Source organism: Mesorhizobium sp. WSM4844 (assembly GCF_055811775.1).
The window spans coordinates 114,050-134,301 of the sequence record NZ_JBVVQB010000014.1 but is presented as its reverse complement, the minus strand read 5'-3'; the positions used below and the strand labels follow the sequence as shown (position 1 = coordinate 134,301).

Sequence of the window (20,252 nt, the reverse complement as noted above, 5' to 3'; positions counted from 1 at the left end):
GCCTATTTAGAATTATTCCAAACTATATGCCCGAACGGGCTCGGAGACGTCCATGTTCATCCAGACCGAATCGACGCCAAATCCGGCGACATTGAAGTTCCTGCCCGGCAAGGAAGTGCTTGTCGAAGGCACCGCCGATTTCCGCGATGCCGACAGCGCTGCCGCGGCTTCGCCGCTGGCCGGCCGGCTGTTCGAGATCCCCGGCGTGACCGGCGTCTTCTTCGGCTATGATTTCGTCACCGTGACCAAGGACGGCCCCGACTGGCAGCATCTGAAGCCGGCGATCCTCGGCGCCATCATGGAGCACTTCATGTCCGGCGCGCCGGTCATGGCCAGGGCCGGCCCCGCCGCCGAGACCAGCCAGACCGGCGAATTCTACGACAAGGCCGACGAGGAACTGGTCATCACCATCAAGGAACTGCTCGACACGCGGGTGCGTCCGGCCGTCGCCCAGGACGGTGGCGACATCACCTTCCGCGGCTTCGAGAACGGCACCGTGTTCCTGCACATGAAGGGCGCCTGCGCCGGCTGCCCGTCGTCGACGGCGACGCTGAAGCACGGCATCCAGAACCTGCTCCGGCATTTTGTGCCCGAGGTGCAGCAGGTCGAACAGGTCTCTTAAGATCAAAGGACGTCAATTCGCCCTTCGCGCGACACAAAAAACCGGGCCAAATTGCCCGGTTTTTTGCTTTGGGACGTCAGTTGTTGCCTAGACGGTCCGCGTATGAGTTCTAGAGAACGATGACCTTGGCGCCGACGGAGGTGCGGTCGTAAAGGTCGATGATGTCCTGGTTCATCAGCCGGATGCAGCCCGACGACATCGCCTTGCCGATCGAGTTCCACTCCGGGCTGCCATGCAGGCGGTAGCCTGAATCGCCGCCCTTGTTGAATAGATACAGGGCGCGCGCGCCGAGCGGGTTGGTCAATCCGGGATCCATGCCGCCGGCAAATTTGGCGAGTTCCGGCTGGCGCTTGATCATCGCCGATGGCGGCGTCCAGGTCGGCCATTCGCGCTTCGCCGCGATGCGGGCGGTGCCGCGCCATTCAAAACCCTCGCGGCCGACGCCGATGCCGTAACGCATCGCCTCGCCGCCGCCCATGACATAATAGAGGAACTTGTTCTGCGTATCGACGACGATGGTGCCCGGCTTTTCACCGGTGTCGTAGCTCACGATCTGCCGGCGGTACTTGAACGGCACCTTTTCGATCGGAATGCGCGGCAGTTGATAGCCCGCATCGGTCATCGGGCCATAGTTGTTGGTGAATATCTGCGAGCCGATGGTGCTGCAACCAGCAATAGCCGTCGACAGCGCAAGTGCGGCGACGATTGCGAATGACTTCATGCGCATGAAAAGGTCCGATGCCCCGCCCGAAAGATAGCGGCACGAGACGGCCGCCTTGTCGCCATCATTCATGCTGGCATTTGCTTTGCTTGCCAAGCGGGCGATGCCTATATGCAGGGGCTTACATGCCGGTAAGTCCGCAGCTGTGGCTTTTCGGCAACGGCACTCATAAGATTATGTAGGAAATTCAATGGGGCGGTCCGCCAGGCCGCCGGAAGTTAGGGAACCAATCATGAATGTCGGAGATGCCGCCCAGCGTTCCGGCCTGCCGGCCAAGACCATTCGCTACTATGAGGAGATCGGCCTGATCCGTCCGGCGCGGGCCGGCAACGGCTACCGCGACTATTCGGGCGACGACATCCACCGGCTGACGTTTCTGCGCCGCGCGCGCAATCTCGGCTTTTCCATCGACGACTGCCGCCAGCTGATGGCGCTCTACCAGGACCGCAGCCGCGCCAGCCATGACGTGCGCGAGATCGCCGCCGCGCATGTGACGGCAATCGAGGAGAAGGTGCGCGAATTGCAGTCGATGCGCTCGACCCTGCAGAAGCTGATCCATGCCTGCCACGGCGATGACCGGCCGGACTGCCCGATCCTGGACGATATTGCGGGGGCGGTTTTGCCATCTGACAAAGTCGTTCCCGCACAGGTGTGAAGGTTGCGCGGCTAGGCTAGGTGGTGCTATTCGTGCCGCCAGATCTTGTAGGCTGAGATCACCAGAATTGCCGCCAGCAGTGGGAGCAGGATTTGCTCGGGGACCACGCCAAGCAACTGCCCGCCGATATATGTCCCGACAATCGAACCGCCAGCCATGGCCAGCAAGAACGCCTTGTTCCTGCCGATGACCGAAAAGCTCTGGTCGCGGCTGTAGCGGGTGAAGCCGACGAGCATCGTCGCCAGGCTTACTGCCAGCGATAGAGAGCCCGCCAGCTTGATGTCGGCACCGAACAGAAGCACAAGCGTCGGGACGAGCAGTTCACCGCCTGCCACGCCGAGCAGGGATGCCACGACGCCGACGGCAAACCCAGCAATGATCCCGGCAACGATCAATGCGGCGACGACAGCCAGGCTGGCGGCCTTGTTCAAGATCACGGCTTCAAGGGCGGCAAACCGAAACAGACCGATCAGGAACGGCGAAATTCTGCACCGCCAAGCCCGATCAAGCCGCCAAGCGAACCAACGCCAGTTCCAACTGCAAAGGCACCAAGCCACGTCGCTCAATCATTGAACCGCTATGCCGTGGCGAGACCCGGAATGCCAGCCGTTTTGCAGGTTGGGTTTGGCCATGCATCGTTATCGGCGGAGGGTCGATGATTGATCCAGCTACAGTGCCGATCAAGAAGTACCATCGACACGCTCGGCTATGGCGAATGCCTGCAGGTTCCTTGCCTTGCCGTGGTCTTCTTCGGCGTTGGCGATGATCGAGAAGAAGGCCGCACGGGCGATGTCCGTCTTTGACGCGTTCGGGTGTTCCTTCCTGGCCGCTTTGATCAATTGCTTGGGTGCCATGTCAGGCGTCACGACCCGCATCAGGGTGTCGGCTACCGCCTGCATCTCGTCCGCGTTCATCATCCACACTCCCTAGAGCTACCCGCATTTGCACAGTATCTCATATAGCTAATGTTTGGAACTTGCGGTGTCCGTTTGGGAACCAGGATTTCACGCGAAAACCACATTTCAAGCGCGCCTTTGAGTGCCTCCCAGAAAACGGGTTCAAACCGTGAACAAAGTCTGGCATGATGCCGCCATGCCAATTATCTCGCCGATTCCTCTCAATCCCCTGATCGATGGCCGCCAGTCGGAACGCGCGATGCTGGTTCGGCGCGGCGTGCAGCGGCTGCTCAGGGAGATGGGCGCGCATGTGCTGCCGGAACTGTCGCTGGCGACCGGGCGCCGCGCCGACCTCGTCGCGCTGACCCGCCAGGGCGACATCTGGATCATCGAGATCAAATCCTCGATCGAGGATTTTAGGGTCGACCGCAAATGGCCGGATTACCGGCTGCACTCCGATCGGTTCTTCTTCGCCACCCATCCCGGCGTGCCCTTGGAGATCTTTCCGCAGGAATGCGGTTTTATCCTTTCCGACGGCTACGGCGCCGAAATCCTGCGCGATGCGCCCGAGCACCGCATGGCGGCGGCAACGCGCAAGGCGCTGATGCTGAGGATCGCGCGGGCCGGAGCAGCGCGGCTGCTGGCGGCGGAACTTGCCGGCGTGGCGGTGCCGGCGCTGGAGGGCGAGAGCGAGTAGCTGGAACGTTTGTGCTCTTCCTTGACCCTTCGAGCTGCCCCACATCCGCCTGCCGGCACCTTCTCCCGGTACAGTGACGGGGAGAAGGGATCTGGCCGCGACCTTGGCGTCCTTTCTTGCAACGCTGGAAATTGGCGAAATCCTTTGCGAAGGCGTCTTTCTCCCCGTCTCTATACGGGAAGAAATGCCCGGCAGGGCAATGAGGGGCGGCGCGACGTTCGTCGGCTACTCTTCGTCCTCATCCATCCCATTCGCCGCCGGCGCCAACAGCAGCACGGCGGCGCCGAGGATGGCGGCGATGAAGGAGCCGGCGAGGATGCCGACTTTCACCGCGTCCTTGAGCTCGACATCGCTGGCGAAGGCGAGCAGGCCGATGAACAGGCTCATGGTGAAGCCGATGCCGCAGAGCAGCGAAATGCCGACCATGTGCAGCCAGCCGGCATTGACTGGCAGATCGGCGAGGCCGAGCCGGATGGCAAGCGCACAAGAACCGAACACGCCGACCAGCTTGCCGGCGACGAGGCCGGCGGCGACGCCCAGCGTCAGCGGCTCGACCAGGGCGGCTGCGCTGAGGCCAGCAAGCGAAACACCGGCATTGGCAAAGCCGAAGATCGGGATGACGACAAACGGCACTATCCTGTGCAGGCCGTGCTCGAGCCGGTGCAGCGGGGAATGGTCTGAATCCTGACTGAAGCCGGGGGTGATCTTCAAAGGTATGGTCAGGGCCAGCGCCACGCCGGCGAGCGTGGCGTGGACGCCTGATTTCAGCACCAGCACCCACAGGACGACACCAAGCAGGAGATAGGGCCGCAGTGTCAGCACCTTCATGCGGTTGAGCACGACGAGCAGAGCGATGACGGCGAAGGCGGCGCCGAGATAGGCGAGCGACAGGCCGCTCGTGTAGAACATCGCGATGATGATGACGGCGCCAAGGTCGTCGATGATGGCGAGCGCGGTGAGGAAGACCTTCAGCGACCCCGGCACGCGGCTGCCGAGCAGCGACAGCACGCCAAGCGCAAAGGCGATGTCGGTGGCGGTCGGGATCGCCCAGCCGGACAGGGCGGCTGGATTGTCGCGGTTGATGGCGACATAGACAAGTGCCGGCACCAGCATGCCGCCGGCAGCGGCGATGCCGGGCAGAGCGCGGCGCGGCCAGGTCGAGAGCTGGCCGTCCAGCATCTCGCGCTTGATCTCCAGGCCGACCAGCAGGAAAAACACCGCCATCAGGCCGTCATTGATCCAGTGCGATACGCTGAGCGGTCCCAGATAGGCGTGAAGGGCATCGAAATAGGTTTCGGCCAGCGGCGAATTGGCGACGACCAGCGCCAATGCCGCGGCTGCCATCAGGACGATGCCGCCTGCCGCCTCGCTGGCCAGGAATTCGCGAAAGATGGAGGTCGGCCGCGGCTTCTGGTCCTGCATGTCGTCTCCGTCGTGTCGCCTACCAGCCGGCAGGGACAACATCACCCTGTGCGATGATGCGCAACCGCCGATGTTACAGTGCCACGCGACCTTGGCGCGCGCAAAGAGGTCAGGCGTTAGCGCGGCGCTCGTTTGGCGAGTATCCGCTGCAGCGTGCGGCGATGCATGTTGAGACGGCGGGCCGTCTCGGAGACGTTGCGGTCGCACATTTCGTAGACGCGCTGGATGTGCTCCCAGCGCACGCGATCGGCCGACATCGGGTTTTCAGGCGGTGCGGCGCGTTCGCCCGCAGTGCGGGTAAGAGCCGCGAAAACCTCGTCGGCATCTGCCGGTTTCGACAGATAGTCGATGGCCCCCAGCTTCACCGCCGTAACGGCGGTGGCGATGTTGCCGTATCCGGTGAGGATGACGGCGCGGGCGTCGTCGCGCTTCTCGCGGATGGCGGCGACGACATCGAGGCCGTTGCCGTCGGCGAGCCGCATGTCGACCACCGCGTAGGCTGGCGGATTGGCGCGCGCCTTGGCCACAGCCTCCTCGACGCTCTCGGCCGTCTCGACCACGAAACCCCTGGTCTCCATGGCGCGGGCAAGGCGCGTGAGGAATGGCCTGTCGTCGTCGACGATCAGCAGCGAGGTGTCCTCGCCCTCAACCATTGCGCCAATCGTTTCGTCGCCATTCATCGTCTTGACATTCCTGCTGCCCGAATTTTACGCAGATATAGTTTTGGAGCGCTATTGTCCAATTCAAGCCGTGTCAAACATGGTGGCCGAAGCCGATTCAGGATTGAGAAAGACGCTGCGCGGCCACGATATCCGCACGACGGCGCCCTCGCCCGGCTCGTTTGAATTGCGGAAATCGAGCGTGGCGCCCGAGCGTTCAAGCAGGGTCTTGGCGATGAACAGCCCCAGTCCGAGGCCGCCGCCGGCCTCGGTGCCCTGGCGTGTCGACATATAGGGCTCGCCGATGCGATCGATGATTTCGGGAGGAAAGCCCGGCCCGTCGTCGGTGATCGAGAAGGTGACCGTTGCCTCGTTCCAGCTCCAGCGCACGGTGACGCTCTTGCGGGCAAAATCGACGGCGTTCTCGACCAGATTGCCGAGGCCGTAGATGACGCCGGGATTGCGCCGTCCCACCGGTTCGGGGCCGATGCGCTCGCCGGGGAGAAGCTTGATCGAGATGCCGAAATCGCGGTGCGGGGCGGTCATCTCCTCGACCAGCGAGGTCAGCGGCAGGCGGGAGAGATGCGCCTCGCCCTCGGAGGACAGGCTGGTCAGGCGTTTGAGGATCTCGCGGCAACGCTCGCTCTGCGAGCGCAGCAGCGTCACGTCCTCGCCGTATTTCGGGTCATTGCGGAGCGCCTTCTCCATCTCCTTGGCAACAAGCGTGATGGTGGCGAGCGGCGTGCCGAGCTCATGCGCGGCGGCAGCGGCAAGGCCGTCCAGCGCCGACAAATGCTGTTCGCGCTGCAGCACCAGCTCGGTGGCGGCAAGCGCGTTGGCGAGCAGCCGGGCTTCCTCGGCCACGCGGAAGGCGTAGATCGCGGTGAAGGCGATCGAGGAAAACACCGCCATCCACATGCCGGCGACGTAAATGAACGGCATCTCCAGCGGCGCGCCCTCGTACCAGGGCAGCGGCAGATGGAAGAACACCAGCAGGCTCGCCGTCACCATCACCAGCGCGCCGAGGATGGCGGTCAGGCGCAGCGGCAGCGACGTCGCCGAGATGACCACGGGCACGGTGACCAGCACTGAAAACGGGTTGGTGAGGCCGCCGGTCAGGTAGAGCAGACCGGCAAGCTGCAGGCTGTCGATGGTCAGGATGGCGAAAGCCTGCAGCGGGGTCAGCCGATGCGCCGCCGGATAACGGAAGGTCAGCAGCAGGTTCATCCAGGCCGAACAGGCGATCAGCGCGAAGCAGAGACTGACCGGCAGCGGGAATTTCAGCCCGTAGGCAACGACAAGGACGGTCAGACTCTGGCCAACAATGGCAAGCCAGCGCAGCCTGATCAGCGTGTTGAGACGCAGCCGCTGGCTTTGCTGGAAGTCGGGCGCCCGCAGGATGTTTATCATGGCCAAGGATTATAGCCGGAAAAGGAGAAAGGCTAGGTCCCCCGCGGTTTGGCGCGGCTGGTGGCGGTGGCGAGAAGCGGGTTCTCCGGCCAGACATGCCGGGGATAGCGGCCACGCATCTCGGCTCGCACATCGGCCCAGGAGCCACGCCAGAAACCGGGTAAGTCACGCGTCGTCTGGATCGGTCGGTGCGCCGGTGACAATAGCTCGAGCGTCAGCGGCACCGCGCCGTTGGCGATTGAGGGATGCAGGTCGAGACCGAACAGCTCCTGGACGCGGATCGCCAGCACCGGCCATTCACCGTCATAGCGGATCGGCACGCGGCTGCCGGATGGAGGGTCGAAATGGGTCGGCGCCAGCGCCTCGATCCGGCGCTGCAGATCGTGCGGCACCAATGCCATGAGGCCGGCCGAAAGCACGCCCGGATCGATCGCGGCAAAGGACGCCGCGCCGGAAAGGAAGGGCAGCAGCCAGTCGTCGAGGCGGTCGATGAGCGCCGCATCGGAAACATCTGGCCAGGGCGCGCCAAGCCCGCGATGCAGCCAGCCGAGCCGTTGGCGCAGCGTTTCGGCCTCCTTGCCCCACGGCAAAAGCGACAGCCCGTGTTGGCGCAGGGCGTCAAGGATGGCGCGATCGGCGGCGATGCCGGCCGGCGCCGGCAGCATGCGTTCGGACAGGGTGATGGCGCCGAGGCGAACGGTTTCACGCACACGCACCGCACGCCTGTCGCGGTCGAAACTGGTTTCGCGGTTTGTCTCGATCTTATCGGCGAGCAAAGCGCGAATGTCGGCTTCGTCTATCGCCGCCGCTGCCGTAATGCGGGCGTTCTGCGCCTTGCCCTGCAGATCGGCGACGACAAGCCAGGTTTCGCCCGCCAGCGGGTCGGCGGCGTCGAGCATGGCGCCTGAACCGTTGGCCAGCACGAAACGGCCGCGCTCTCCGCGCGCCCTGGCGACGCGGTCCGGCCAGGCATGAATGAGGAGAGCACCGGCGCTGCCCTCCCCCCCGAGGGGAGGGTCGGCGAGTGAGCCTTGCCCAGCAAGGCGAGGGAGACGGGGTGGGGTCGGCGATGGCGTGCCCGACCCAATCCCACCCCGATCCGCTTCGCGGATCGACATACCGGGGCGAACCACGGGTCTCGCCCGTCCTTCGGTCCCCCTCGAAGGGGAGGGTGAAGCCTGTTTCGCCAGCCGCTCGGCGAGTTGCCGGGCGGCGGTGGCGCGCGGCGATCTTTCGGATCGGAACCGAAGCAGCCGCCGTTCGAGGGCGGCGCCGTCGCCGCCCAGGCCACGCTCGGTGAGCAGCACGGCGAGCATGGCCGCTTCGAACGCCCGGCCGGTGTTTGCCACCTCGGCGACCATGTGAGCCAGCCGCACAGGCAGTGCCAGCCTGCGCATCGCAGCACCCGATTGCGTCAGTCGCCCTGCCTCGTCAATGGCGTCGAGCGCGCGAAGCAGCGCCCTTGCCTCGTTGAGTGCCGGGGCCGGCGGCGGATCGAGGAAGCAGAGGCTCGACGGGTCGGCGACACCGAAGGCGGCGCAATCGAGCAGAAGTCCGGAAAGGTCCGCCTCGAGGATTTCCGGCGGCGTGAAGGCGGGAAGTGCCGCGGTCTGCTCGGCCCGCCACAACCGGACGGCGACGCCGGGCTGCGTGCGGCCGGCGCGGCCGGTGCGCTGGTCGGCGGAGGCTTTGCTGACCCGCACCGTCTCCAGCCGCGTCAGGCCGCTGGCCGGCTCGTAGCGCGGCAGGCGCGACAAGCCGGAATCGATGACGACGCGCACGCCGTCGATGGTAATCGAGGTCTCGGCTATCGAGGTCGCCAGCACCACCTTGCGGCGGCCGGACGGCGCCGGCTTGATCGCGGCGTCCTGCGACTTGTTGTCGAGCATGCCGTAGAGCGGCACGATGTCGGTGTCGGCACTGACGCGGCCTTGCAGCCGCTCGGCGGTGCGCTCGATCTCGCGCTGGCCGGGCAGAAAGGCGAGCACGCTGCCGCTCTCCTCGGCAAGGGCCGCGCGGATTGCCTTGGCCATCGCGTCCTCGATGGCGATGCCGGCCGGCCGCTCGTCGTAGCGGATGTCGACGGGAAAGGCGCGGCCTTCGCTCTCGATCACCGGGGCGCCGGAAAGCAGCCGAGCGACGCGCGCGCCGTCGAGCGTCGCCGACATGACCAGCAATCGCAAATCGGTCCGCAGCGCACCTTGCACATCTAGCGCCAGCGCCAGACCAAAATCGCCGTCGAGCGAGCGCTCGTGGAACTCGTCGAAGAATACCGCCGAGACACCGGGCAACTCCGGATCGTCGAGGATCATCCGCGACAGCACGCCTTCGGTGACGACAAGGATTCTGGTCCTCGCAGAAGTGCGGTTCTCCATCCGCATGGCATAGCCGACCGTTTCGCCGGGCTCCTCGCCGAGCAGTTCGGCCATGCGACGGGCGGCTGCGCGGGCAGCGAGCCGGCGCGGCTCGAGCAGAATGATCTTCCCCGTGCCGAGCCAAGCTGCATCGAGCAGCGCCAGCGGCACCAGCGTCGTCTTGCCGGCGCCGGGCGGCGCCACCAGCACGGCACTGTTGCCATGGCCGAGCGCTTCACCGAGCGCCGGCAGGACGGCGGAGACCGGAAGCTCTGGCAAGGGTTTTCTGGTCATTGTTTCAGGGATGCATCCATCCAATCTCGCGGCAGGTCGGTCGCGCCCCGCATATCAGCGGTGGCGGTCGCCGCGCAACCGGGCAACGGACCAACTCAAAGCGGGTCCACCCCTCGCCATAGTCAAAGGCGGAAGCCACCGACGATGACGCGGCCGAGGAGCGACAGGAAGTCGGATATTTCCTAATAGAACGGCGCGGCCAGGATCACCGCCCAGATACAAGCAAATTATGCTGCAGCGCAGCGACGAATTCGCTTGCGTTGTTTAGTAAAAATTGCATCACTAAACAAATTACTAAACATCCGCCGCTAAACTGCGTCGTCATGTTTAGACCCCTGAGGAGGGGGTTGAGGTTTTTGAAACCGTCATCCGGGCGCGTTTCGCAAATGGGAGGAAGGCATGAAATCGACCTTGAAACTGACGTTGGGACTGACATCGGCGATGTTTGCGTCGACCGCCGTTTCGAATGTCGCGCAGGCTGAAGATCTGACGCTTTGCTGGGCAGCCTGGGACCCGGCCAACGCGCTTGTCGAATTGTCCAAGGATTTCACCAAGGAAACCGGCATCGGCATGAAATTCGAATTCGTGCCGTGGACCAACTATGCCGATCGCTTCCTCAACGAACTGAATTCCAAGGGCAAGCTGTGCGACCTGATCATCGGCGACAGCCAATGGATCGGCGGCTCGGCCGAGAACGGCCACTACGTCAAGCTGAACGACTTCTTCGACAAGGAGAAGATCAGCATGGACGACTTCGTGCCGGCGACCGTCGTCGGCTACTCCGAATGGCCCAAGAACTCGCCGAATTACTGGGCGCTGCCGGCCATGGGCGACGTCGTCGGCTGGACCTATCGCAAGGACTGGTTCTCCAAGCCGGAACTGCAGAAGGAATTCAAGGAAAAGTACGGCTGGGATCTCGCAGCGCCGACGACCTTCGACCAGCTGAAGCAGATCGCCGAGTTTTTCCAGAAGCGCGAGATCGACGGCAAGACGGTCTATGGCGCATCGATCTATACCGAGCGCGGCTCCGAAGGCATCACGATGGGCGCCATGGACGGGCTCTACAGCTTCGGTTTCAAATATGAGAATCCCGACAAGCCATACGAGATGGACGGTTTCGTCAACTCCGAGAAATCGGTGAAGGGTCTTGAGTTCTACAAGGCGCTCTATGACTGCTGCACGCCTCCCGGGGCTTCCAACAGCTACATGGGCGAAGGCGTCGACGCCTTCAAATCCGGCCAGGTGGCAATGCACATGAACTTCGCCTTTACCTGGCCAGGCCTGCAGAAGGACGAAAATGTCGGCGGCGACAAGATTGGTTATTTCGCCAATCCCAAGGGGCCCGACGGCGATCAATTCGCCCAGCTTGGCGGCCAGGGCATCTCGGTGGTCTCTTACTCCGACAAGCAGGAGGCTGCGCTCAAATACATCAAGTGGTTCGCCAACAAGGATGTTCAGGCCAAATGGTGGTCGCTCGGCGGCTTTTCCTGCCTCAACGCGGTCGTCAAGGATCCAGGCTTCCCAGCCAGCCAGCCTTACGCGCAGACCTTCCTCGACTCCATGGCCATCGTGAAGGATTTTTGGGCAGAGCCCAGCTATGCGCCACTGCTGCAGGCGTCGCAGAAGCGCTTCCATGATTACGTCGTCGCAGGCCAGGGTTCGGCCAAGGATGCACTTGATGGCCTGGTCAAGGACTGGACCGAGGTCTTCCAGGACGACGGCAAGATGTAGTTGGGGCAGTATCCAATCGGCTCCTCCCGAGCCACGACCGCGTGTCCCGTGCCACCCTTGGCACGGGACACAGCTCAGATAAATTCCACTGTCGAGACGACCCAAGTGACCGAAGCGGGACTGACCATGCTCAATCGGACTGCGGACAGCGTCGCCCGGGCTACGCCTGAGCCGTTGGCCCGCAAGGTCCGAGGCATCAGCGACAAGGGCCTCGCCTGGCTGTTCATCTCGCCGACGATCCTGTTGCTGCTCGCCGTCAACATCTTCCCGCTGTTCTGGGCGATCTATCTGTCCTTCACCAATTACCGCGCCAACCGTCCCAACGAGGTGGTCAGAAACGTCGGCCTTGCCAACTACAAGCGCATCCTCGGCGACCAGGACATCTGGATCGCCATGCAGACGACGGCGCATTTCGTGTTCTGGACCATCCTGCTGCAAACGCTGATCGGTTTTACCCTGGCCTGGCTGATCGATCGGAAGTTTCGCGGCCACGCCTTCTGGACGACCATCATTCTGGTGCCGATGATGCTGTCGCCGGCAGTGGTCGGCAATTTCTGGCGCTTCCTCTACGAGCCGCAGATCGGCCTGTTCGCCTATGCCATCTCGTTCGTCACCGGCATTCCGGCAACGCAGATCGGCATGCTCTCCAACGTGTCGCTGGCGCCGTGGTCGATCGTCATCGTCGACAGCTGGATGTGGACGCCTTACGTGATGCTGATCTGTCTCGCCGGCCTGCGCTCGATCCCCGAATACATCTATGAGGCTGCCGAGGTCGACCGCGCCTCCAACTGGCGGCAGTTCTGGTCGATCACGCTGCCGATGGCGCTGCCCTTCATCATGCTGGCGGTACTGTTCCGCGGCATCGAGAACTTCAAGATGTTCGATATGGTCAACCTCCTGACCGGCGGCGGACCGGGATCGACCACCGAGGTCGCCTCGATCACGCTGAAGCGGCAGGCCTTCGAAAGCTGGCGGACCGGCTATTCCTCGGCCTTCGCCATAATCCTGTTCGTTGCGGTGTTCGGGCTGGCCAACATCTATGTCAAGGCGCTCAACAAGGTGAAGCAGAGATGAGCCTGACGTCAGCCCATTCTGTTGTCGCACCCTCCGCGATTTCGAAGCGCGTCGCCGGCACAATTATCGTGCTTTACGCGCTGATCTCGATCGTGCCGCTGTTGTGGATCTTCGCCACCAGCTTCAAGACGCCGCCGGACTCGATCGCCTATCCGCCAAAAATCCTGTTCCAGCCGAGCCTCGAGGGCTACTGCAATCTGTTCTCGACCCGCACCCGGCAGACACCGGAATACATCAACGCGCTGGGACCGGCGACGGGCATCTGCGATGAGACAGTGCGCAAGCGCAACATGGTGATCGCCGGCCCGTCCAATTTCATGCCGCGCTTCGTCAATTCGCTGATCATCGCCTTCGGCTCGACCTTTTGCGCGGTGTTCCTCGGCACATTGTCGGCCTATGGCTTCTCGCGCTTCAAGGTGCCGCTGGCCGACGACCTGCTGTTCTTCATCCTGTCGACGCGCATGATGCCGCCGATCGCGGTCGCTATTCCCATCTACCTGATGTATCGCGAGATTGGCCTGTCGGACACCGCGCTCGGCATGATCCTGCTCTATACGGCGGTCAATGTGTCGCTCGCCGTGTGGCTGCTGAAGGGCTTCATCGACGAGATCCCGCGCGAGTACGAAGAAGCGGCGATGATCGACGGATATACGCGGCTGCAGGCCTTCTGGCGCACCGTGCTGCCGCAGGCGACCACCGGCATTGCCGCGACCGCCATCTTCTGCCTGATCTTCGCCTGGAACGAATATGCCTTCGCCGCACTGCTGACCTCGGGCACGGCGCAGACAGCACCGCCCTTCATCCCGACCATCATCGGCGAAGGCGGCCAGGACTGGCCGGCGGTCGCCGCAGGCACGACGATCTTCCTGGTGCCGATCCTGGTGTTCACCATCCTGCTCCGCAAGCAGTTGCTGCGCGGCATCACCTTCGGCGCGGTGCGCAAATGAGCCTGACCCAACCCGCAAAACGCAAGTCGCGCTGGCCGCGTGCGTTCCGGCGCGGCCTGATGGAGAACGTCGCCACAGCGATCATTGCCATTGGCTTCCTGATGCTGTTCCAGCCGTTCGCGCTGCCGCTCTACACCTATTCCTTCATCACCATGCTGGCCGGCACGGCGATGTTCATCATCGTCTCGAAGTTTCCGGAGTAGACGATGGCGGAGATCAGGGTCGAGCATCTGAGGAAGGCATTCGGCGATTTCGTCGCCGTGCAGGATTCCAACTTCGTCGTTAGAGATGGAGAGTTCTTCGTCATGCTGGGGCCGTCGGGTTGCGGCAAGACGACGACGCTGCGCATGATCGCCGGCCTGGAGTTGCCGACCGGCGGCAAGATCCTGCTCGGTGGCGAGGACGTTACCATGCGGCGTGCCCGCGAGCGCGACATCGCCTTTGTCTTCCAGCTGTTCGCGCTCTATCCGCATATGAATGTGCGCAAGAACATCGGCTTCCCGCTGCTGGCGCAAGGCACGCCAGGCATCGAAATCCGCCGGCGCGTCGAAGAGACGGCGAAGCTGTTGCGCATCGACCATCTGCTCAACAAGTCGGTTTCCGGTCTTGCCGGCGGCGACCGCCAGCGCGTGGCGCTCGGCCGCGCCATCGTGCGACGGCCAAAATGCTTCCTGATGGACGAGCCGCTCGGCACGCTCGACACCGAATTCCGCGATCTCATGGTGCATGAGCTGCGCGAACTGCACAACCGCATCCACGCCACCACGGTCTATGTCACGCATGACCAGATGGAAGCGATGTCGATGGCCGACAAGATCGCGGTTATGAACCACGGCGTCATCGAACAGTTCGGCACGCCGCGCGAAATCTATGACCGGCCGGCGACCATGTTCGTCGCCGATTTCATCGGCTCGCCGCCGATGAATTTTCTCGGCTTTGGCGGCGGGCTTTCAAAGGGCGCCAGGGAGATTGTGGTGCAAGGCGCCAAAGTGGCAGTGCCGGAGGTGCGGGAGGACATCGCGCCGGCCGAAATGGCGCTCGGCATCCGACCGGAACACATCCGCTTCGACGACGCTTCGAAGCTGCGCGGCGCCATCTATGGCACCGAGTATCTCGGCAGCACGCAGATCGTTGCGGTGGAGACATCCGGCGGCATCATCAAGGCGCGGGTGCCGGCCGAAATCCGGCTCAATGCGGGCGACCATGTCGGCCTGGCGCTGAGCAGCGCACGGCTGTCGCTGTTCGAGAAGGGCTCCGGCCGCGCGGTGCGAACCGCAATCCATGACGGGGCTTCCCAGGGAAGAGCGCATCATGGCTGACGTGCAGATCAATGGTGTGACCAAGAGCTTCGGCGAACATGTCGCCGTGGACACTCTCGATCTGCACGTCGCCGACGGCGAATTCGTCGTGCTGCTCGGCCCGACTGGGGCCGGCAAGACGACGACGCTCAGACTTATCGCCGGATTGGAACGGCCGGAAACAGGCTCGATCCATATCGGCGGCCGCGATGCGACAATGCTGTCGCCGGCCGAGCGCGACACCGCCTTCGTCTTCCAGCAATATTCGCTCTATCCGCATCTGTCGGTCTTCGAAAATCTGGCCTTTCCGCTGCGCTCGCCGGCGCGGCGGCTGAGCGAGGACGCGGTGCGCCGCCGCGTCGAGGATGTGGCCAGGATGGTGCGCATCCATCACAAGCTCTCCAGCCGCTCCACCAAGCTTTCCGGCGGCGAGATGCAGCGCGTCGCCATCGGGCGCGCTTTGGTGCGCAAGCCCTCGATCTATCTGATGGACGAGCCGCTGTCGTCGCTCGATGCCAAGCTGCGCGCCGACCTCCGGCTCGAACTGAAGCGCATCCAGGCCGAGGTCGGCGCCACCATGCTTTATGTCACGCACGACCAGATCGAAGCGATGACGATGGCCGATCGCATCGGCATTCTTGCCGACGGCGTGCTGGCGCAGATCGGCACGCCGCGCACCATCTACTCGGAGCCGGCAAACCTTCATGTCGCCGCAAGGCTCGGCCAGCCGGCAATCAATCTGTTGCCGACCGGCCTGCTGCCGGATGGCGACATGCCGGCGGGAACCAAAACGATCGGCGCGCGTACAGAACATCTGTCGATCGGCAAGGCATCGAATGGCCCCGCCGACGGCGTTGTTAACTGGGTCGAGCATCTGGGCGACCAGAACCACCTGCATGTGACGGTGGGAAGCAGAAAGCTGGTGACGCTGACCGATCCCGACATCCAATTGGAAAAGGGCGACCGGGTGATTATCCGCTACCGGGCGCCGCTGTTCTTCGACCAGGCCGGAAACAGGATTGCAAACCGATGAGCCCCGGGACATTGGAAAAGAACGGGACACTGGACAAGACTGCGACACTGGACAAGACCGGGACGATGGACAAGCTTGACCTGAAGACGCTGATATCAGTCACCGCCGACACGATTGCCGCTCACGCCGAAGAGCTGACCAGGCTCGACCAGGCAATTGGCGACGGCGACCATGGGCTGAACATGAAGCGCGGCTTCGAGGCGGTGCGCGCCGAGGCCGACACGTTCGCGACAAAGCCGCTGCCGGACGCTCTGAAGGCGATCGGCACCAAGCTGGTAATGACCGTCGGCGGGGCTTCGGGCCCCTTGTTCGGGACGCTGTTCATGGCGCTCGGCAAAGAAATTTCCGTAGAGCCGGATCGCGCCAATCTGATGTCGGCGTTCGGCAAGGCGATCGAGGCGGTGGCAGCCAGGGGCAAGTCGCAGGTCGGGCAGAAGACCATGCTCGACGTGCTGCAACCGGTGCATGACGCCCTGCTGCAGGGAAAGACCGGATCGGAAATCGCCGATGTCGCGGACAGTGCTGCCGATGCCACCGTGCCGATGAAGGCCTTGCGCGGGCGCGCCTCGTTTCTCGGCGACCGCTCCATCGGCCATATGGATGCCGGGGCACGCTCGACCGCGCTTCTGGTGCGGGCTGTCACCGAGACCATCGAGGGGCAAGCATGAGCAATGTCGGCATCGTCATCGTATCGCATTCACCGCTGGTCGCCGAGGGCACGGCCGACATGGTGCGCCAGATGGTCGGCGACGAAGTGCCGCTTGCATGGTGCGGCGGAAACGGCCATGGCGGGCTGGGAACCAATGTCGAGGCGATCATGGGCGCGATCGACAAGGCCTGGTCGGAGGCAGGTGTCGCTATACTTGTCGATCTTGGCGGCGCCGAAACCAACAGCGAGATGGCGGTCGAGATGATCGGCGAGCCGCGCGCGCACAAGATCATCGTCTGCAACGCGCCGATCGTCGAGGGCGCGGTGATGGCGGCGACGGAGGCGTCCGGCGGCGCCTCGCTCAGGGAAGTGGTGGCGACGGCACACGAATTGTCGCCATCGTGAATGAACAGGAATTTTGACTCAATGTCCGCATCGGCTGAAGCCACCGTTCTGATCACCCATGAGGTCGGCCTGCATGCGCGCCCTTCGGTGAAATTCACCAAGCTCGCCAAGACGTTTTCGGCCGAAGTCGAAGTGGCGCTCGCCGCCAACGGTCCTTGGTTCGACGCCAAGAGCATCGTCAAGGTGATGGCGGCCAAGGCGCCGAAAGGCACGGTGCTGCATATCAGAGCCAAGGGCGACGGTGCCGGCGAGGCGGTCGGCGCGCTCGTCGAGCTGGTGCGGCGCGACTTCGACGAGGGCGTGGACCATGCCCGAACCGCTTAAGCTGAAGGGAATCCCGGCTTCGGCCGGCTATGCCGAAGGGCCGCTGTTCAACCTCGACCCGGTCGTCGCGCGCTATAGAAGTAAAGCGACCGCAGCTGACGAGAGGCTCGCGCTCGAAACGGCAATCGGCACAGCGACAGGCCGGCTTGCCAAGCTGATCCAGGCAACCGAGGGCGATGCCGCCGACATTCTCGAATTCCAGCTCGCCATGCTGGAGGACGATGCGCTGACCGGCCCGGCCTTTGCCGCGATTGCCGCCGGCCAGCCGGCCGATGCGGCATGGCGGCAGGCGCTTGACGCCGAAATTGTCGGCTACGAAACGTCGGATCAGGATTATTTCCGGGCACGCGCCGCCGACATGCGCGACATCAGAGACCAGGTGCTTCGCGCGCTGACCGCGGACAGCGCGGCTGCCGCGCCGACAGGCGCCATCTTCTACGGCGAGGACATCGCGCCGACGCGCTTTCTCGAAACCGACTGGAGCGCCGGCGGCGGCATTGCGCTGAAGGCGGGCAGTACCGCCAGCCACGTCGCCATGCTGGCGCGCTCGCGCGGCGTGCCTATGATCGTGGGGCTCGGTGCTTCGCCGGCTGATCTTGCCGGCGTCGCCCTGCTCGATGCCGAGCACGGCGGCATCGTGTTGAGGCCAACAAGGGCAGAGGTCGAGGCGTTCCGGCAATCGTCGTCGTCTTTCGCGGCACGTCGCGACAGGGCGGAAACTTTTTTGACTCGGCCGGCGGTGACGAAAGCCGGCACTGCGGTACGGGTGCAGGTCAACATCGCCGATCCGTCCGATGTCGACGGTATCGATGTCTCGACCTGCGATGGCGTCGGGCTGATGCGGACCGAGTTCCTGTTCGGCAAGACGCTGCCGGACGAGGAAACGCAGTATCGCGCCTACCGCAAGGTGCTCGAATGGGCTGAAGACAAACCGGTGACTATTCGCACCGTCGACGCCGGCGGCGACAAGCCGGTGCCGGGCTTCACCGTCGAAGAGGGCAATCCGTTTCTCGGCCTGCGCGGCATCAGGCTATCGCTGGCGAGACCGGAGGTTTTTCGGGTGCAGATCAGGGCGCTGCTGCGCGCCGCCTTGCATGGCAATCTCAAGGTGATGTTCCCGATGATCGCAGTGTGGGACGAGTATCAGCGAGCAGCTGCGCTCTTCGCCGAAGAGCAGGCCGAGCTTGCCGCGCGCGGCGTCGCGCAAAAAATGCCGCCGCTCGGCATCATGGTCGAGGTGCCGTCGGTGGCGATCGCTCCTGAGGCGTTTGCCGAGGTCGCCTTCTTCTCGATCGGCTCGAACGACCTGACCCAGTATGTGATGGCGGCGGCGCGCGACAACGCGTCGGTCGCGCATCTCAATTCGATCAGGCATCCGGCCGTGCTTCGGCTGATCGCCTCGGTCGCAGCGTTCGGCCGCGCGCAAAAGATTCCGGTCAGCCTGTGCGGCGACGCCGGCGGCGATCCGGCGGCGATCCCGGCGCTGATCGAGGCCGGCCTGCGCGACCTTTCCGTGGTTCCCGCCCAGCTCGCAATGGCCAAGGCGGCCATTGCGGACGTCTCGATCTAGGCACCGGCATGGCCGAAACCAAGAAGACGCCTGAAGCCGGCTCCGAAGAGGCGATCCGCGCCTACAAGACGATCCTGTCGCAGGTCCTCGACCAGCGCCCATCCGGCATGCGCCAGCGCCTCGCCGACGCGTTGGGCAAGCATCGCAGCTTCGTCACCCAGATTTCCAGCCCGGCCTACTCGATCCCGATCCCGTCAAAACATTTGCCGGCTATTTTCGCCGTCTGCCATTTCAGCCCGGCCGAACGCGACCATTTTCTTGCCGCCTACCATCAGGCGCATCCGGGAAAAATGTCGCTGGCATCCGGCATGCGCAAGACGCGGCATGTTTCGCTCATCGTTCCCGATTTCGGCGACGACAAACAGAACGCGGCGCTCGACAGGGCGGTCAACGATTTCATCCAGAAGATCACCAGCATCGCCGGCAAGGGCGGGACATAGTCGCGCCACGTTCAGCTATTTCGGGAGAGACGGCCATGAAGAAGTTTCTGAATTCTGTGGACACGGTGCTGACCGAAAGCCTCGACGGCTTCGTTGCCGCCCATGCCGACATCCTTGTGCTTGGCGACGAGCATAAATTCGTGCGCCGCAGGACACTCAAGCCCGGCAAGGTAGCGCTGATTTCCGGGGGCGGCTCTGGCCACGAGCCACTGCATGGCGGGCTGGTCGGGCATGGCATGCTGGATGCCGCCTGCCCCGGCCAGGTGTTCACCTCGCCGACGCCGGACCAGATGATGGCGGCCGCGGAGGCGGTCAACACCGGTGCCGGCTGCCTGTTCATCGTCAAGAACTACGAGGGCGACGTGATGAATTTCGACATGGCTGCTGAAATGTCGGAGGGTGTGATGCAAGTGGTGGCCAATGACGACGTCGCGGTCGAGAACTCCTCCTACACCACTGGCCGACGCGGCGTTGCCGGCACGCTGGTGGTCGAGAAGATCCTCGGCGCCGCGGCCGAGCAAGGCATGGCGCTGAAGCCGTTGAAGGCGCTTGGCGAACGCATCAATGGCGCGACGCGCTCGATGGGCGTTGCGCTGACCAGTTGCACCGTACCGGCCGCCGGCAGGCCGACCTTCGATATCGGCGACGGCGAGATGGAATTCGGCGTCGGCATCCATGGCGAACCCGGGCGCCGCCGCGACGCGTTGAAGAGCGCCGACGCCATCGCCGAGGAGATCTGCGCGGCGATATCTGGCGATCTCGGTGACAGGGCAAAAGGCCCGGCGCTGCTTTTCGTCAACGGCTTCGGCGGCACGCCGCTGATGGAGCTCTACCTGATGTACAACAGCGCCCGGAAAATCTTCGAGAAAAACGGCGTGACGGTCGCCCGTTCACTGGTCGGGTCCTATGTGACATCGCTCGACATGGCCGGCTGCTCGATCACGCTGACCATGCTCGACGATGAGACGACCGCATTGTGGGACGCACCGGTGCATACGGCTGCGCTGCGCCGGGGGATGTAGCACGGCCAACACCGCGCCACGGCTATAGC

General features: G+C 63.8%; 21 protein-coding genes and 1 pseudogene. 15 read left to right on the top strand and 7 right to left on the bottom strand.

Annotated elements, in window-relative coordinates:
• The first annotated feature begins 52 nt into the window (after nucleotides 1–52).
• Nucleotides 53–622: a NifU family protein gene (locus AC0L2A_RS14315; RefSeq protein WP_023796710.1), complete on the top strand. Its 570-nt coding sequence runs from the start codon at nucleotides 53–55 to the stop codon at nucleotides 620–622.
• Between the two features lie 109 nt (nucleotides 623–731).
• Here the strand turns inward: AC0L2A_RS14315 and AC0L2A_RS14310 are convergent, their stop codons facing one another.
• On the bottom strand, nucleotides 732–1,349 hold the full coding sequence (locus AC0L2A_RS14310; RefSeq protein ID WP_027151583.1) for a L,D-transpeptidase: 618 nt from the start codon (nucleotides 1,347–1,349) through the stop codon (nucleotides 732–734).
• A 226-nt stretch (nucleotides 1,350–1,575) separates the two neighbouring features.
• On the opposite strand from AC0L2A_RS14310, the gene cueR reads away from it, so the two are divergent.
• Nucleotides 1,576–1,998, top strand: coding sequence for a Cu(I)-responsive transcriptional regulator (gene cueR / locus AC0L2A_RS14305; RefSeq protein WP_287361657.1), 423 nt, complete (start codon nucleotides 1,576–1,578; stop codon nucleotides 1,996–1,998).
• A 26-nt stretch (nucleotides 1,999–2,024) separates the two neighbouring features.
• On the opposite strand, the pseudogene AC0L2A_RS14300 reads toward cueR, so the two are convergent.
• A pseudogene (locus AC0L2A_RS14300) lies at nucleotides 2,025–2,506 on the bottom strand (TSUP family transporter).
• 172 nt (nucleotides 2,507–2,678) lie between these two features.
• Nucleotides 2,679–2,912 carry a hypothetical protein gene (locus tag AC0L2A_RS14295; protein WP_473609288.1) on the bottom strand — a complete coding sequence of 78 codons (234 nt, stop codon included), beginning with the start codon at nucleotides 2,910–2,912 and terminating at the stop codon, nucleotides 2,679–2,681.
• 178 nt (nucleotides 2,913–3,090) lie between these two features.
• Here AC0L2A_RS14295 and AC0L2A_RS14290 point away from each other — a divergent pair, with 178 nt between their 5' ends.
• Nucleotides 3,091–3,591: an MmcB family DNA repair protein gene (locus tag AC0L2A_RS14290; RefSeq protein WP_287214037.1), complete on the top strand. Its 501-nt coding sequence runs from the start codon at nucleotides 3,091–3,093 to the stop codon at nucleotides 3,589–3,591.
• 225 nt (nucleotides 3,592–3,816) lie between these two features.
• On the opposite strand, the gene nhaA is transcribed toward AC0L2A_RS14290, so the two are convergent.
• The 4 genes from nhaA to hrpB all read right to left on the bottom strand — a co-directional run bounded on the left by nhaA (nucleotide 3,817) and on the right by hrpB (nucleotide 9,730).
• Nucleotides 3,817–5,013, bottom strand: coding sequence for a Na+/H+ antiporter NhaA (nhaA, locus tag AC0L2A_RS14285; protein ID WP_473609260.1), 1,197 nt, complete (start codon nucleotides 5,011–5,013; stop codon nucleotides 3,817–3,819).
• A gap of 116 nt (nucleotides 5,014–5,129) precedes the next feature.
• The gene (locus tag AC0L2A_RS14280; protein WP_023796717.1) at nucleotides 5,130–5,693 is read right to left on the bottom strand and encodes an ActR/PrrA/RegA family redox response regulator transcription factor; all 564 of its coding nucleotides are present in this window, start codon (nucleotides 5,691–5,693) and stop codon (nucleotides 5,130–5,132) included.
• Nucleotides 5,694–5,756: 63 nt separating this feature from the next.
• Nucleotides 5,757–7,082, bottom strand: a complete 1,326-nt coding sequence (locus tag AC0L2A_RS14275) for an ActS/PrrB/RegB family redox-sensitive histidine kinase (protein WP_023796718.1) — start codon at nucleotides 7,080–7,082, stop codon at nucleotides 5,757–5,759.
• A 32-nt stretch (nucleotides 7,083–7,114) separates the two neighbouring features.
• Complete coding sequence (gene hrpB, locus AC0L2A_RS14270) at nucleotides 7,115–9,730, bottom strand: ATP-dependent helicase HrpB (RefSeq protein ID WP_473609262.1); 2,616 nt, start codon at nucleotides 9,728–9,730, stop codon at nucleotides 7,115–7,117.
• Between the two features lie 399 nt (nucleotides 9,731–10,129).
• On the opposite strand from hrpB, the gene AC0L2A_RS14265 reads away from it, so the two are divergent.
• The 12 genes from AC0L2A_RS14265 (at nucleotide 10,130) to dhaK (ending at nucleotide 20,223) form a co-directional block, all read left to right on the top strand.
• On the top strand, nucleotides 10,130–11,461 hold the full coding sequence (locus AC0L2A_RS14265) for an ABC transporter substrate-binding protein (RefSeq protein WP_023796720.1): 1,332 nt from the start codon (nucleotides 10,130–10,132) through the stop codon (nucleotides 11,459–11,461).
• 126 nt (nucleotides 11,462–11,587) lie between these two features.
• A complete protein-coding gene (locus tag AC0L2A_RS14260; protein WP_473609289.1) occupies nucleotides 11,588–12,535 on the top strand; it encodes a carbohydrate ABC transporter permease in 948 nt (315 codons plus the stop codon).
• On the top strand, nucleotides 12,532–13,482 hold the full coding sequence (locus AC0L2A_RS14255) for a carbohydrate ABC transporter permease (protein ID WP_128183364.1): 951 nt from the start codon (nucleotides 12,532–12,534) through the stop codon (nucleotides 13,480–13,482). Before AC0L2A_RS14260 ends, AC0L2A_RS14255 begins: the two co-directional genes overlap by 4 nt.
• Complete coding sequence (locus AC0L2A_RS14250) at nucleotides 13,479–13,685, top strand: hypothetical protein (protein ID WP_091592832.1); 207 nt, start codon at nucleotides 13,479–13,481, stop codon at nucleotides 13,683–13,685. The genes AC0L2A_RS14255 and AC0L2A_RS14250 overlap by 4 nt, the downstream gene beginning before the upstream one ends.
• Nucleotides 13,686–13,688: 3 nt before the next feature.
• Complete coding sequence (locus AC0L2A_RS14245) at nucleotides 13,689–14,801, top strand: ABC transporter ATP-binding protein (protein ID WP_473609263.1); 1,113 nt, start codon at nucleotides 13,689–13,691, stop codon at nucleotides 14,799–14,801.
• Complete coding sequence (locus AC0L2A_RS14240; RefSeq protein ID WP_473609264.1) at nucleotides 14,794–15,813, top strand: ABC transporter ATP-binding protein; 1,020 nt, start codon at nucleotides 14,794–14,796, stop codon at nucleotides 15,811–15,813. Before AC0L2A_RS14245 ends, AC0L2A_RS14240 begins: the two co-directional genes overlap by 8 nt.
• Nucleotides 15,814–15,878: 65 nt before the next feature.
• Nucleotides 15,879–16,481 (top strand): dihydroxyacetone kinase subunit DhaL, encoded by a 603-nt coding sequence (dhaL, locus tag AC0L2A_RS14235; protein ID WP_287207782.1) that lies wholly within the window; start codon nucleotides 15,879–15,881, stop codon nucleotides 16,479–16,481.
• Nucleotides 16,478–16,867 (top strand): dihydroxyacetone kinase phosphoryl donor subunit DhaM, encoded by a 390-nt coding sequence (dhaM, locus tag AC0L2A_RS14230; RefSeq protein WP_027151568.1) that lies wholly within the window; start codon nucleotides 16,478–16,480, stop codon nucleotides 16,865–16,867. Before dhaL ends, dhaM begins: the two co-directional genes overlap by 4 nt.
• 21 nt (nucleotides 16,868–16,888) lie before the next feature.
• Nucleotides 16,889–17,191 carry an HPr family phosphocarrier protein gene (locus AC0L2A_RS14225; RefSeq protein WP_023796727.1) on the top strand — a complete coding sequence of 101 codons (303 nt, stop codon included), beginning with the start codon at nucleotides 16,889–16,891 and terminating at the stop codon, nucleotides 17,189–17,191.
• Nucleotides 17,175–18,761, top strand: a complete 1,587-nt coding sequence (ptsP, locus tag AC0L2A_RS14220; protein WP_473609266.1) for a phosphoenolpyruvate--protein phosphotransferase — start codon at nucleotides 17,175–17,177, stop codon at nucleotides 18,759–18,761. The genes AC0L2A_RS14225 and ptsP overlap by 17 nt, the downstream gene beginning before the upstream one ends.
• A gap of 8 nt (nucleotides 18,762–18,769) precedes the next feature.
• Complete coding sequence (locus tag AC0L2A_RS14215; RefSeq protein ID WP_023796729.1) at nucleotides 18,770–19,201, top strand: hypothetical protein; 432 nt, start codon at nucleotides 18,770–18,772, stop codon at nucleotides 19,199–19,201.
• Between the two features lie 35 nt (nucleotides 19,202–19,236).
• Nucleotides 19,237–20,223: a dihydroxyacetone kinase subunit DhaK gene (gene dhaK, locus AC0L2A_RS14210; RefSeq protein ID WP_473609267.1), complete on the top strand. Its 987-nt coding sequence runs from the start codon at nucleotides 19,237–19,239 to the stop codon at nucleotides 20,221–20,223.
• The last annotated feature ends 29 nt before the right edge of the window (nucleotides 20,224–20,252 follow it).

Excerpts from the sequence above, each read along its gene's own strand:
- dhaL (WP_287207782.1), top strand. The coding sequence starts at position 15,879 with ATGGACAAGCTTGACCTGAAGACGCTGATATCAGTCACCGCCGACACG.
- AC0L2A_RS14275 (WP_023796718.1), bottom strand. The coding sequence starts at position 7,082 with ATGATAAACATCCTGCGGGCGCCCGACTTCCAGCAAAGCCAGCGGCTG.
- dhaM (WP_027151568.1), top strand. The coding sequence starts at position 16,478 with ATGAGCAATGTCGGCATCGTCATCGTATCGCATTCACCGCTGGTCGCC.
- AC0L2A_RS14240 (WP_473609264.1), top strand. The coding sequence starts at position 14,794 with ATGGCTGACGTGCAGATCAATGGTGTGACCAAGAGCTTCGGCGAACAT.
- AC0L2A_RS14265 (WP_023796720.1), top strand. The coding sequence starts at position 10,130 with ATGAAATCGACCTTGAAACTGACGTTGGGACTGACATCGGCGATGTTT.
- AC0L2A_RS14250 (WP_091592832.1), top strand. The coding sequence starts at position 13,479 with ATGAGCCTGACCCAACCCGCAAAACGCAAGTCGCGCTGGCCGCGTGCG.
- AC0L2A_RS14310 (WP_027151583.1), bottom strand. The coding sequence starts at position 1,349 with ATGCGCATGAAGTCATTCGCAATCGTCGCCGCACTTGCGCTGTCGACG.
- AC0L2A_RS14255 (WP_128183364.1), top strand. The coding sequence starts at position 12,532 with ATGAGCCTGACGTCAGCCCATTCTGTTGTCGCACCCTCCGCGATTTCG.
- AC0L2A_RS14260 (WP_473609289.1), top strand. The coding sequence starts at position 11,588 with ATGCTCAATCGGACTGCGGACAGCGTCGCCCGGGCTACGCCTGAGCCG.
- AC0L2A_RS14290 (WP_287214037.1), top strand. The coding sequence starts at position 3,091 with ATGCCAATTATCTCGCCGATTCCTCTCAATCCCCTGATCGATGGCCGC.
- hrpB (WP_473609262.1), bottom strand. The coding sequence starts at position 9,730 with ATGACCAGAAAACCCTTGCCAGAGCTTCCGGTCTCCGCCGTCCTGCCG.
- AC0L2A_RS14315 (WP_023796710.1), top strand. The coding sequence starts at position 53 with ATGTTCATCCAGACCGAATCGACGCCAAATCCGGCGACATTGAAGTTC.
- AC0L2A_RS14215 (WP_023796729.1), top strand. The coding sequence starts at position 18,770 with ATGGCCGAAACCAAGAAGACGCCTGAAGCCGGCTCCGAAGAGGCGATC.
- AC0L2A_RS14280 (WP_023796717.1), bottom strand. The coding sequence starts at position 5,693 with ATGAATGGCGACGAAACGATTGGCGCAATGGTTGAGGGCGAGGACACC.
- AC0L2A_RS14245 (WP_473609263.1), top strand. The coding sequence starts at position 13,689 with ATGGCGGAGATCAGGGTCGAGCATCTGAGGAAGGCATTCGGCGATTTC.
- cueR (WP_287361657.1), top strand. The coding sequence starts at position 1,576 with ATGAATGTCGGAGATGCCGCCCAGCGTTCCGGCCTGCCGGCCAAGACC.
- dhaK (WP_473609267.1), top strand. The coding sequence starts at position 19,237 with ATGAAGAAGTTTCTGAATTCTGTGGACACGGTGCTGACCGAAAGCCTC.
- AC0L2A_RS14225 (WP_023796727.1), top strand. The coding sequence starts at position 16,889 with ATGTCCGCATCGGCTGAAGCCACCGTTCTGATCACCCATGAGGTCGGC.
- ptsP (WP_473609266.1), top strand. The coding sequence starts at position 17,175 with ATGCCCGAACCGCTTAAGCTGAAGGGAATCCCGGCTTCGGCCGGCTAT.
- nhaA (WP_473609260.1), bottom strand. The coding sequence starts at position 5,013 with ATGCAGGACCAGAAGCCGCGGCCGACCTCCATCTTTCGCGAATTCCTG.
- AC0L2A_RS14295 (WP_473609288.1), bottom strand. The coding sequence starts at position 2,912 with ATGAACGCGGACGAGATGCAGGCGGTAGCCGACACCCTGATGCGGGTC.